The following is a 12,572-nucleotide window of genomic DNA, read 5'->3' as shown; positions in this document are numbered from 1 at the left end:
ATCAAATTGCCATGATTCGGCATAGGCCACTTCCCAATCAACACCATCAAGATCGCGAAAATAACCACTATAGCCACCCCACGCAACAGGTTCTGCCGCTTTAAGAATTTTTGCCCCTAGTTTTTTCCGCTAACTGTAGTTGCTCGTCCACTTCTTGCTGTGATTTAGCATTGTATGCCAATGTAATGCCCTTGAATTGTCCTTCCATCGCAGCATCTGGCATGGTAATTTTCATATCTGCTACTAAACCTGCCATTGGAAACAATTCTAATTTCGTGCCCTTATTATTAAAAAATACGATGGGCGGTGCATCTTGTTGCTCCGTCGTTTGAAAACCTAACCCTTTATAAAAAGCCAATGATTTCGATAAATCCTTTACTCCAATAGCAATTAAATTAATTCTATTCATCATGTAACCTCCCCTTTCATCCATACTAGTATACCCAATAATAACATTTCCATGCATGCGCCTAGCATGGCTACTGCATCATGACAAGGACAATAAACCATAGAAAATGTATGACACAATAATATGCACTTGACGACTTGTCATGTACAATATGGAAAAGGGGGCAAAGTTCATGAGTAGATTGGATAAATTACTAGCATTAGGTGTTGAACAACCGAAGTCCGAACAATTATTAGGTATTGTTTTTGAAAGCGCAAATGATGGTCATTCCATATGTAAATGGCATGTTACACCAGCGCATCTAAATGGCGCAGGTATTGTACTAGGTGGTTTTACTACGGCTGCTGCTGATGTGGGTATGGGTTATGCCGTGATGAGTTTAGAAGGAATGGAAGAACACTTCACAAGCGTATCCATTAATACCACCTTCCATCGTCCAGGAAATCCTGGAGAAATCACCATTGATACAAAGGTCATTCGCAATGGACGTACCATGTTATATTTGGAATCTGAATTATTCCAAAACGATAAATTACTTGCTAATGTCACATCAACTATGATGAAACTACCCATCAAAATGACACATTAAATCATGTTAAAATAATAAAACAGCCAAGAAAATACCTATTTTCTTGGCTGTTTCATTATTTTTTAATCGTCACATAGCTATATGCAGCCTGACCTTTTTTAGGTGTCATTTTAATATAATAACGAGTCCCCGCTTTAATACCGGCGTTTGCATGGATTTTCAGCTGTTTAGCGACTGTTTTCTTCACTGTAATTTTACGTGTTGGTCCCCCAATTTGCATCAAATATACGGTAGATGTTGAGAGCTGTGACCAACTGAAAGTCTTCGACGGTTTGATTATGAGATCCTGTGTCTTCACTGTTTGTGAAATAGTTGGTAACTTTATATTTTTCACTAATTCTTTTTTCAAAATAGCTTGATGACTAACAAAAACTTCCTGACCTTTGGCCGTTTTAATATGAGGCGTAATTCCTTTTTTATTAATGGTGAGCGCTTCCTGTTTGGATGATGGTGCAAAAAACTCTGCAATCGTCAGCTTGACATAGCCTTTTTTATTCTTTGTTTGGAAAAAGCTTTGCATAACGCCCTTACCATAAGATTTTTGGCCATACACAGTAGCCAATTTTTGACCTTTTAATGCGCCTGCTGTCATCTCTGATGCACTTGCAGAATTGCCATTAATCAATAGCGCAACAGGACCATTAAATTGTTTTTTTTGTTTTACAGATGGCATATAATACATATTTTTATCTTTGGCCATTTTGAAAAAGTAAGCAATATGCTGTCCTTTAAATAGACCAATTATTTTCTCTGCAGCGCCAACATCTCCACCACCATTATCACGTAAATCTAAAATCCAACGTTTTGCATTCGGCAAATTTTTCATAGCCTTTTGTATATCTGCTGCACTATTGGATGAAAAACTATTTAAACGAATATAACCAACAGCGCCGGCCAATTTTTTCGTCTCAACATTTGGGATTGTGATGACCGTACGTGTAACAACCCTCGTCCATTCTTTTTTAGTTGTCGGTCTATAAACAGTTACCGATACGTTTGTATTCTTTTTACCTCGTAACAAGGTAGTGGCTGCATGAAAACTCATGCCAGCTAAACTACGTCCATCAATTTTTGTAATAATATCTCCTGTTTTCAGCTTGTTTTTTGCAGCTCCACCGCCAACAATAATTTCTTCTATAAATAATCCCCGATCATTCGTTGTTACTGTCACGCCAATGCCCGTAACTGTCATTTCAACAGCAGAGAAAAAATCATCAAACTCTGCATTGGTCATATACATTGAATAGGGATCTAATTTTGACATTAACTGTTTAATTGTCGTAGCATTTTTTAAATCTGTTGTAGAAATACTCGGATAATAGTTGTCTTTCACAAGCTGTTTCACTTCTGCTAAAGGCTCACTGGCTTGCGCGCTCACTGGATACAGAAGCATTGCTGCAGCTGCACTTACTAGCATTATTTTTTGTTTGAACATTTTGTTTGCCCCCTTTTAGAGTAGGATGAACGGCATTTCAAAACATGTCGTGTCATCTATGCTATCCTTATGTATGAGAAGTTATTGTAGAAGGGTTTGGATAGTATGAAAAAAATCTATTATATTTGTATACTTATTATGTTAGTAGTCGTTCTAGCGGCTTGCGATGACGAAATCACCTTAAACGGTCACTATCAAGCTAGTGCGACTAATTATTCTATCGATATGGATTTTGATGCACCATCTAAACTTGTCACACTAGAAAACGATGGGAAAAAGATGACAAGCCAATACAAAATTGAACTGGACCAATTAATCTTGGATCATCGCCCCACTTATCAAATTGTTAAAATAGGTGACGAACAGTATGAGTTATATAAAATAACCGACGAAGGTGTTTCACCAAAAATGGCCTATACTTTATCAAAAAAATAAAGACTGCTCCCCGGATAGGTTCATTGCGCTTGTACTCGTAATGACTCCTATTCTTGGTGCGTAGTCTTTTTATTTTATCATTTTTTTCCAAATGGCTACATTATTTTTTTGTGACTTTTATTTTTTTATAGTCACTCGTCCCAAATTTACTCGTTACACGTACAAAAATAGCAGCATTCAATTTTTGTCGCGGTATGCTGATTGTATATTGCCCCTTAGAATTAGTGAGACCTTTATAAATTTTACCATTGATTTTCACTGTTATTTTACTACTATGAATAGATTGACCCGTCACTTTTTTGCTACCTACTATTACTTTTTTTACAACTGGCGGCGGTGGCAACATTTCTTTTATTTTTGTCGTTAATGTATATTGGCCATAGGTTGCCACATTGCTGTTGACGACAATATAATAATCACCTTTCGTAATCCTTGCTGAATCACGCCAACTTTTTGGTTTTTGTACAGTAGCATGACCGAATAAATTATTACTAAAGTAAATACGCCCGTTCTCATTGACAACTTGCACGCTCATATTAGTAATCGTGGATGTGACAATAACTTCGAGTGTTGCGTATTTTTTAACATTTGTTATTTTATATAGATCTACATTATCGTTCCAACCGATTACCCCTTTAACCTTTGTATTATTTGGTAGTAATAACTGCGCTTTTTTCTGCGTATCATTTGGTTCTATTTCATTGCTTGAAATAGCTTTTTGAGTCGCAGCTATGACAAAATGACCATTTAGTTGCGCTTGATTTTTTATGTGTATCGCGTATTTCCCCGGTTTTAAAATATGCGTGGTTGTCCATGTTTTTGGTTTTGCTACAGTTGCGCCTGCATAGTCCCAATGGACACTCATTTGATCTGCCTGGTTATTCTCCAAACTACTATAGAGATTTGGCAGATCCGTTTTAATTGTTAATGTGACGGAACTCATCTTGCTCACTTCGATGATAAATGTTTTCTGTATGTCACTCGCCGTAATCGCTGAAGTAATTGGGTGATTATTTTGCAAGCGAATCGTCGTTTCAGCAGAAGCCTTATACGTCCCACTAGACAACAAGAGAAACAGTACGATGATTAGCATGGATTTTTTCATTTATGGACACTCCTTTCCTTTATTATCGGTACTGTCTATCGAGTTATTAGTATGTATTGTCCAATTAAAAATAAAAAAAGCTCAGACATATAGTGATCTCAGGTCAGACAAAAAAGGGCTCTGTGTCAAATGTTGAGGTGAATGAAATTGGATTTCTACTTGATCACCGAACCTTTGTAAGTACTGTTTTATCGTATCTTTCCGACGATTTGGCAAGATAGCAATCGGTTCATGTGTTTCTGCATTGGTAATGATTAGTTGGAATTTACCGGCATTTGTATCTCCTTTATATGCATCAATTGCGATTGCTTTTGGTAGCGTGACACCTGACACTAATTGTTGTTCTGCGACTTGATCAAAAAAAAAACGACGAATAACAGTTGAACTAAATGTCCCCATTTTCTCAGCAACTGATTGGAATGTAGGTGATTTAACGCATAGCATTTGAATCGCTTGATGCCATTCTTTTGAAAAGCGTTGATCACGGTTCAATAAAAGAAGTTTTTTCTGAAAAACGTTTTCCACAAGAACAGACATAGCACCGACGCTTATAATACAAAACCATAAGTCGTTCAAACCATTTTATGTGCTTTTTTCTGTCTATTTTTAGGTATGTTCATCATGATTAAAAGAAATGGCGAGGACTCCTGCCGAAAAACAAGTAGTAAGCAATCCTTTATTTGTCGGCGGAAAGCTCTCGCTATTTCTAATTGTCTAAAACATGAATTGTTTTAATACCCCAACATATAGAATAGAACCCCAAAAAAGGAACATCGCATTTACATATACGATGTTCCTTTTAATTTTGGCTAAACTATTGTCCCAGCCGCTGTCCTTATCATTATTTACGAACGACTAAGACATCACATTCCGCTGTTCTCACAATATTCTCTGACACGCTCCCCAAAAATAAACGTTCAGAAGGTGTTGTACCCGATGCGCCGCAAATAATTAAATCAGCATTGACGCGACGTGAAATTTCCTGCGTAATAATCGTGCGTGGTGAACCTGATTCAACAATAATATTGATATTCTCAATACCTGCTAATTCTGCTTCATTATAGCTTTCCATCAAACTTGAAGCGAATAACTCTGAGTCTTTTTCAAGTTTTTTAGCATTATGCGATTCAATATTCACCCATGATCTCGTATCAATAATACTGACGATGTGCAGGCTTGCTTTATTTAGCTTTGCGGTTTGAATTGCACGCTCCAAAGCTAATTCCGCATTTTTAGAACCATCAATGGCTACAATAATATTTTCATATACTGACATTCGACGCCCTCCTCATAAATAATAGTAATCTGTTACTATTTTAACAGTTAATCTTATTTATGCACATTGATAACGTGACAAGACAGCGACAAATTATGCAGATTTCTCAAATGCCAAACGGATACCAAACAATAGTAAAACAACCCCTGTACATCCTTGAATGGATTTTTGTACATGTGGTTTTTTCAACCACTTTGCAAATAACTCAATTAAAAAAACATATAATAAAAACCAAATGATTGTCATCACTGCATAAGTGAAGCCCATCAATGTAAATTGCATCATATGATTATAGCCGGGCTGAACAAATTGTGGCAGAAAAGTTAAAAAGAATACCGCCACTTTTGGATTTGCCGCACAGGTGATAAAACCTTGTAAGAAAAAGGATTTTTGTTTACCTGCTGAGATGGTTGCATCTTGTGCAACTGGTTTGTCTTTTAAAGATTTTAATGCCATAAATCCTATATAAATTAAATATGCTGCGCCAATATATTTTAATAGCGAAAAAAGTAAAGCCGATTTCATCAGAAGGGCAGACAAGCCTAGAACGGCTGCTGCAGTATGAATAAGTAGACCTGAAACAGATCCTAAAACGGTTTTTACACCAGCTGATTTTCCGTGCATAATCGAATTTTGGATGACTAATCCCGAATCCGGACCCGGTAAGATAATTAATAGGAAGGACATTAAAATGAACGGACCAATGACGGACATTTCATTTCCTCCTGCCTTTATTTTTTCACTATAATATCATATTTTTTTCGGTAAATGAGCTTTTTGAGGAAAGTAGTTTACTTAGTAGTTTGATAGCATGCTAAAGCATTGCAAATCTATTTTAGCCATGTTATAGTGGCACTAAATCTAAGAAAGTACGAGGTAGAGGGCCATGAATAACTAATCTTTTTCTAATCAAACTTTATTGTGCGACCACGAAATTGGATTAGTCTGTTCACCGCCCTATTTTCACTACTGATAGGACTTCTTTGTGTACAATCTGACTAATCCTTGCCATTTATTTGGGAAGGGTTTTTTTCTGCCTTCCTTTAACAGAAGGGGTGATTTTATGTCAACATTTATAACGATCCATTCATTACAGGTTCACGCACTTTTTTCAGCCAAGCACTTAACGGTTCAACAACATGCCGTCATTGGTGTCGTTGGTAAAAATGGTGCTGGTAAATCCACTTTACTTCAACTGATTACTGGTGATTTACAACCGACTGCAGGCATAATTGATCGCAAATTAGCACCTAATCGTATGCATCTGGTCCATCAAGACCTTGTATCCTTTACTGAACAAGCACCCGCCAACAATGATTTTAAAACATGGACGAGTTGGTATACATCTGGCGATTTCCACTCTTTGAGCGGCGGTGAACGATTAAAAAACAGACTTGGCGCTGCCTTCACAAGTCACACGGATTTACTCCTACTTGATGAACCAACAAATCATCTTGACGAAAAATCCGTTGATTTATTAATTTCAACGATTCACACAACAAAACCAACACTGGTCATTGCTTCACATGATCGCTATTTTCTTGATGCCGTTGCAACAGAAATTTGGGCCATTGCTGATGGCATCATCACAGTTTATGCAGGAAATTACAGCGCCTATGAACAACAGCTCGCATTACAAAAGAAAACACAACAGAAACTTTTTGAACAGCAGCAAAAAGAACAGCGCAAAGTAAAAGAACAAATGCAAAAGCTGACAAATTGGTCCGCCTCCGCTCATGCACAATCGACAAAGCAGGAATTCCCTAAAGAATATTATCGGTCGAAAGCAAAACAAATGGATAAGCAAAGAAAGTCTGTAGAGAAACGATTAGCTGCAAAACTGGAGAAGACCGGTGTCACAAATAGTACAGATGACGATACTGTTCACTTTGTCTTACAAGCGGATGCCGTAAAATCAGGTACGCTTTTTGAACTTAAAAATACCGCTAAACACTTCGGAGAAAAAACACTCCTACACCCGACGAATGGCAGTATTCCATTTGGTACTAAACTTGCTATTACTGGAGCGAATGGTAGCGGTAAATCGACGTTGCTAAATATGTTGCTCCAACAGGTCTCATATGATGGAGAAATTTGGTCTTCCAGCTTTGCCAATATCGGTTATTTAAGCCAAGATGTCTTTGATTTGCCACTTGAAAAAACAGTAAAGACCTACTTTGATCTGCAAACGGAGGACGTCGGTCCTTTTATAACGATGCTCGTGCAACTTGGCTTTCTCCCTGAACACTATACGATGCAACTTGCACAACTGAGCATGGGCGAACGTATTAAAATTAAATTATTGAAATTAATTGTCGAGCAAAAAAATGTTCTCATTCTTGATGAACCGACAAATCATCTAGATTTAGCTGCACGACAAGAATTAGAAACTGTCTTGCAACATTATAATGGCACACTTATTTTTGTGTCACACGACCGCTATTTCAGAAAAAAAATTGCCACAATGACCTGGCAGTTACATGAAGGCATCTTATCAGAATCACAATTCATTTCGACTGTAGATAAGACGAATAATGACTTATTACTACTGTCTTTACAAAAGGATCAGTTACTTAGTGAATTATCATTTGAACCTTTTGGTAGTGACAAGTATTGGGCGCTTGATGCACAATTTAAAACGGTACTAGCGACAATCAAATCCATCGAAAAATGATTGCCTCCGCACAATAAATGGTCGATACAACTCTTGCTATCCGTACTTCTCCTACCAAGCACAAATAGAGGACTATTTTTTAGTGCGTCACTTAAAAAAGACAAAAAAAACATGATGCAGCCAGTTTTCGATACTTTATCGGAGACTGGTTGTTTCGTTAGCGTGGAAGGCAACAATTCGATTGCGCATTATTAACGAGCGTTTTTTTCTTTAAATCGCTCAACTACATCAACCACTTCCTCGTCCTTTTAAAACACCTCCATTTATTGTTTTAAAACTCAATTCTCACATTCTAATTTTTGTATAATGGAAAGGGGATCAAACTTTTGTCCACAACGAGAATAGATTGTTTAAAGCGCTCTTACTCTCCCTATTTTAACTAGTTAATTCATTAACGTTTGCTCGCTTGGAACACCAGACAGTATCATCTGAAGAGCTGTCATTTTAATTTCATACGGATTACGTATACATGCGCATAAAAAATACACCTCCAAAGAATTAGAGGGCGCTATGCCAAAATTCTTTGAAGATGCTTTTTTTATTTTGTCTAACCTGAAGCGGTCTGTTTATTGCCGAGGCAATACTTTTTATCTGAATCAACTTTTCACATATTTAGTAAACTAAATATAATCTGGTGCTGCCTTCACTTTTTTATGCGTCACTAAACTGACGATGACAAAAGCGATGAATGAAGTGAGTACAGGGAAGGTGACACTGTGCACACCGTAGATATTCGGCGCAAATTGTGTGATGGCAATATACATGGCTAAACCAATGAGCATAGCCGCCAACGCCCCATATTTATTGGCCTTTCTCCAGTACAGACCAAGAACGATTGGCCAGACGAATACCGCTTCTAGGCCTCCGAAGGCAAAAAGATTCAACCAGACAATGACTTCCGGTGGATTAAATGACATGAATACGACTAAAATACCAACAACTGCTGTAGATAGAAAGCTCGTCTTTTTAATATGGTTTTCCGTCGCATTCGGTTTAATATAATGTAAATAGACGTCTTTGACAATCGTCGAACTGACCATCATTAACAAGGCATTTACCGTAGACATAATAGCCGCCATTGGAGCTGCTAATACAATCCCCGCCAAAACAGGTGGTAACACTCCCATCGTCAATGTGGGCATTACTTTATCACCTAGCGCGATTCCTGGAATAACTGCACGTCCGAAAATACCGACTAAATGCATACCAAACATGATGGTGGCAATCCCGATTGTACCAATTAAAATAGCGCTATGCATGCCTTTAGCGTTTTTATAACTCATTGCACGCACGGCAATTTGTGGTAAACCAATAACACCAACACCGACTAAAATCCAAAATGAGGATACATAGGCTGGTGAATAGACATGACCAACACCAAATGGCGATACAAGCTCCGCATTTTCCGTGACAAGTTTGCCCATAATCGCGTCTATACCACCACCTGCGATGACTACGCCGACTAGGAGGATAATTGTACCGATGACCATAATCGAGCCTTGTAATGCATCTGTCAGCGCTACTGCTCGGAAACCGCCGATAATGACATAGATTAAGACGACTGCAGCAAAAATGAATAGGGCTGTCGTATAACTCATACCAGTCAGTGATTCAATTAACCTAGCACCACCCACCCATTGCGCGACCATCGAAGCAAAAAGAAAAATAATAATACTCACTGCTGAAATAATCACGACACTATTGCTATCATAACGAGAACGTAGAAAATCAATCAATGTAATCGATTTTAATTTCCTGGTGACAATCGCAAACTTTTTACCAAGAATCATCAAGACAAAATAACCTGCTGGCAATTGGGCCAAGGCTAATAATACCCAACCCAAACCGGTATTGTATGCGACACCTGGGCCACTTATAAAACTCGATGCGCTACCATATGTAGCCATCATCGTCATCGCCAGTAAGAAACCACCCATCTCCCGGCCACCTAAAAAATATTCGGATAAAAATGAATCGGAGCTACGCACAAATTTATTCGACCAAAAACCAATTCCAAATATAATAATGACAAAAACAATTAACGGAATAATGACTGTCCAATGCACTACTGTTCCTCCTCCTCAAAATCAACTTCTTTGAAGAAGAACTTGATTACGATGAAAATTAAAACGATCATAAAACCTGTTCCTGCTATACAACTATAGAAAAACCAAGCTGGAAAACCTAGAATATATGTATAATTTTCAGGGTCTCCACTCCCTAAACCATAGGCAAAACCATACCAGATTGCAAAATTGATTATGACGAGTCCAATACCAATCAATGCTTCACGATTGGCGACACGATATCGTTTATCCTTCATGTGGCTCCACTCCTCCATATTGAATATATTTATTTTCTACTATTAGTGTAAATCTCTTTTTAGTTTATGTAAATTTCATTATAATAAACATTAATGAAGTTTACATTAACTAAGGAGAGCAAACAATATGACCATTGAACAATTAAAGTATGTCGTTGCTGTCGCTAAATATGGCACATTAAAAGTCGCTTCTGAAGAATTACATATCACGTTATCTGCACTTAGCCAAGGACTCAATAAGATTGAAAATGAATTAGGTTTACGGTTATTCCAACGCAATCGCACCGGCTCGACCATTACAAAAGAAGGCAAAGTCATCGTAGCACAAGCCCAAAAAATACTCTTTGCCATTGACGATTTATATGAAGCAGCGGAAGTATTACAAAATAATTTAACCGGTATTTTAAAAGTCGCTTCGATTCCCGGTCCATTTTTTCAATTATTCACCTCCGCACAATTGATGAAATCCGTTTACCCAGATATTAATATTCAAATTCGCGAACAAAACACGCAAACGATGCTCGACGAATTGCAAAGTGAAAAAGTAGATATTGCTCTTGCAGTATACAATAAAGAAGATTTGGAAAAATATCCAGAACTTTCTTTTCGAAAAATTAAAGATTGTGAGATGCTTGTTGTCGCACACAAGGATTCCCCCATCATTCAATCAAAACGCGTAATGACAGAAGAGCTTGGTCAACAACCCGTCATTTTATTTGATGATAAAATCGTCATCGCAACGATGAATGAAATCAAGCGCATGTTTGGTCGCAATGATATTGTCATTAGTGTCAATAACCCGCATATCGTCCAACAATATGTTGAAGAAAACAAAGCCTATACGGTCGGACTTGATGTGACATTCCACCATTCTCAACGGTTTATGCAAGATATGCAATTTGCAAAAGTTGATTTTTTAACGGAAATTCCGACGACGCACTCTTTTGGCATTGTAATGAAGTCCAATCGTCATGAAACACAGCTAATGAAGGAATTTGCCTATCGTTTGACGAAGGATTTCCAAGAAAAAAACAGTTTATAACATCCATCATTCAGTAGATGTAAAGTCTGATTAACTTTCGATTAACTAAGAACATAAAACATGCAACTCGGTCTAATCACCAAGTTGCATGTTTATTTTATAGCTGCAACGACACCAAACCGCCAGAGCCGTACATCATTAGAAGGCAGAATAGGCGACCTGCTAGAAGCTAGCTTTTTTCTTCACGAATAGCCGCTATATCAAACGGTTCGATTGTTTCTATATATTTGCGATAAGGATTTGCGGGTTGACCACTAACTGACAAGGAATCTGCATGGCTATACGTAAAAAGATGAATTTTATGCTGACATTTTTCTTCTATCACCATATTTTTAAATAGACGGAGCGCGTAGTCAAATTGTTTTTTCGGTATATAGGTTGGCCGATCTCCCCATGCTAAGATAAAGACCGTCGACCGTTTTATTTGTTGGCGGATGGCTTTGTGATTTTTTCGCAGCACCTCCGCTAAAGTGCTTTCACTAATTAAGTGATATAATTCTTCTGCAATTGCTACTTTGTAGGGGAAATAAGTGAGGATCGTGATCTCTTGATAATCTTTTTTACTCAAAAAGCGAATTAATTGATTTGTGAGGGCATCGGAAGTATGACGGTTTGCAGCGCTCGGATGCATCAATAATACAGAAGCATAATACTCTGAGTTACTCGACATATTATCGAGTGTTAAAGAATAACGCACATCTTGCTTTTTGCCAAAAATAGCAATTGTTGTCTGGTCAATGTAATCGACAAAAACATTAGCAGGATATTTTGACATGCCATCTTCTCCTTTCGAAAACAGTATACCAAATAATGACAAAAATTCCACTTGTGTAAATGTGATAAATGACTCCCTTAAGATTACTCTTTTCGGAATGAGGCCCTCCTTTCATAGCCAAAAACAAAAGACAGCCTTTTTTACATTTGAAAAAAAGTAATCATTCCTTCACGAGGGCACTGAAAAAGTCCTCGCTTTTCCTCGTAGCCGTTGATTCCGTTCCGGCGGGCGCTTTTCGCGGGCACGGCTCCAGCCTTCTCCCTCACTTCGCTCAGTCCGGGTGCTTCCGCTCGTGCTGTTCCCGCAGAAGTCGCCGCCTGCACTCCATCAACTTGTACTATTCATCGGTTAAAATGTGGTCTCGCCCGGTCACGGACCATCTTGTATAATAGTAGTTACTAATTAAAGGTGGTGCGACCATGATTTCCAAACAAGAAACCCTTAACTTAAGTCCCTATATGGCACTATATGATTTAATCATTCCAAAAGATAATATGCTTCGCCAGATT

General features: G+C 37.9%; 13 protein-coding genes. 4 read left to right on the top strand and 9 right to left on the bottom strand.

Annotated elements, in window-relative coordinates:
* Positions 1–100 precede the first annotated feature (100 nt).
* Positions 101–409, bottom strand: coding sequence for a VOC family protein (locus DEX24_RS06060; protein ID WP_307725588.1), 309 nt, complete (start codon positions 407–409; stop codon positions 101–103).
* A gap of 172 nt (positions 410–581) precedes the next feature.
* On the opposite strand from DEX24_RS06060, the gene DEX24_RS06055 reads away from it, so the two are divergent.
* Positions 582–998 (top strand): PaaI family thioesterase, encoded by a 417-nt coding sequence (locus tag DEX24_RS06055; RefSeq protein WP_170112866.1) that lies wholly within the window; start codon positions 582–584, stop codon positions 996–998.
* A 55-nt stretch (positions 999–1,053) separates the two neighbouring features.
* Here DEX24_RS06055 and DEX24_RS06050 read toward each other — a convergent pair whose 3' ends face one another.
* On the bottom strand, positions 1,054–2,433 hold the full coding sequence (locus DEX24_RS06050) for a S41 family peptidase (protein ID WP_109305520.1): 1,380 nt from the start codon (positions 2,431–2,433) through the stop codon (positions 1,054–1,056).
* 105 nt (positions 2,434–2,538) lie between these two features.
* Here DEX24_RS06050 and DEX24_RS06045 point away from each other — a divergent pair, with 105 nt between their 5' ends.
* Positions 2,539–2,868: a hypothetical protein gene (locus DEX24_RS06045; protein WP_109305519.1), complete on the top strand. Its 330-nt coding sequence runs from the start codon at positions 2,539–2,541 to the stop codon at positions 2,866–2,868.
* A 100-nt stretch (positions 2,869–2,968) separates the two neighbouring features.
* Here DEX24_RS06045 and DEX24_RS06040 read toward each other — a convergent pair whose 3' ends face one another.
* The 4 genes from DEX24_RS06040 to DEX24_RS06025 all read right to left on the bottom strand — a co-directional run bounded on the left by DEX24_RS06040 (position 2,969) and on the right by DEX24_RS06025 (position 5,963).
* Complete coding sequence (locus DEX24_RS06040) at positions 2,969–3,973, bottom strand: hypothetical protein (protein ID WP_109305518.1); 1,005 nt, start codon at positions 3,971–3,973, stop codon at positions 2,969–2,971.
* 81 nt (positions 3,974–4,054) lie between these two features.
* Positions 4,055–4,510, bottom strand: coding sequence for a helix-turn-helix domain-containing protein (locus DEX24_RS06035; RefSeq protein WP_109305517.1), 456 nt, complete (start codon positions 4,508–4,510; stop codon positions 4,055–4,057).
* Positions 4,511–4,814: 304 nt separating this feature from the next.
* Complete coding sequence (locus tag DEX24_RS06030) at positions 4,815–5,249, bottom strand: universal stress protein (RefSeq protein ID WP_109305516.1); 435 nt, start codon at positions 5,247–5,249, stop codon at positions 4,815–4,817.
* Between the two features lie 93 nt (positions 5,250–5,342).
* Positions 5,343–5,963, bottom strand: a complete 621-nt coding sequence (locus tag DEX24_RS06025; RefSeq protein ID WP_109305515.1) for a LysE family translocator — start codon at positions 5,961–5,963, stop codon at positions 5,343–5,345.
* Positions 5,964–6,312: 349 nt separating this feature from the next.
* Here DEX24_RS06025 and abc-f point away from each other — a divergent pair, with 349 nt between their 5' ends.
* Positions 6,313–7,923, top strand: a complete 1,611-nt coding sequence (gene abc-f / locus DEX24_RS06020) for a ribosomal protection-like ABC-F family protein (RefSeq protein ID WP_109305514.1) — start codon at positions 6,313–6,315, stop codon at positions 7,921–7,923.
* A 620-nt stretch (positions 7,924–8,543) separates the two neighbouring features.
* On the opposite strand, the gene panF is transcribed toward abc-f, so the two are convergent.
* Positions 8,544–9,989 (bottom strand): sodium/pantothenate symporter, encoded by a 1,446-nt coding sequence (gene panF / locus DEX24_RS06015; RefSeq protein ID WP_109305513.1) that lies wholly within the window; start codon positions 9,987–9,989, stop codon positions 8,544–8,546.
* A complete protein-coding gene (locus DEX24_RS06010; protein ID WP_109305512.1) occupies positions 9,989–10,246 on the bottom strand; it encodes a YhdT family protein in 258 nt (85 codons plus the stop codon). Before DEX24_RS06010 ends, panF begins: the two co-directional genes overlap by 1 nt.
* A gap of 127 nt (positions 10,247–10,373) precedes the next feature.
* On the opposite strand from DEX24_RS06010, the gene DEX24_RS06005 reads away from it, so the two are divergent.
* The gene (locus tag DEX24_RS06005; protein ID WP_109305511.1) at positions 10,374–11,288 is read left to right on the top strand and encodes a LysR family transcriptional regulator; all 915 of its coding nucleotides are present in this window, start codon (positions 10,374–10,376) and stop codon (positions 11,286–11,288) included.
* A gap of 169 nt (positions 11,289–11,457) precedes the next feature.
* Here DEX24_RS06005 and DEX24_RS06000 read toward each other — a convergent pair whose 3' ends face one another.
* Complete coding sequence (locus DEX24_RS06000; RefSeq protein WP_109305510.1) at positions 11,458–12,063, bottom strand: DUF1643 domain-containing protein; 606 nt, start codon at positions 12,061–12,063, stop codon at positions 11,458–11,460.
* Positions 12,064–12,572 lie beyond the last annotated feature (509 nt).

This window comes from Kurthia sibirica (assembly GCF_003143975.1).
In the GTDB taxonomy this organism is placed as follows: Bacteria; Bacillota; Bacilli; order Bacillales_A; family Planococcaceae; genus Kurthia; species Kurthia sibirica.
Note: the sequence above shows the minus strand (reverse complement) of the source record. Positions and strands in the feature narration are given on the sequence as shown.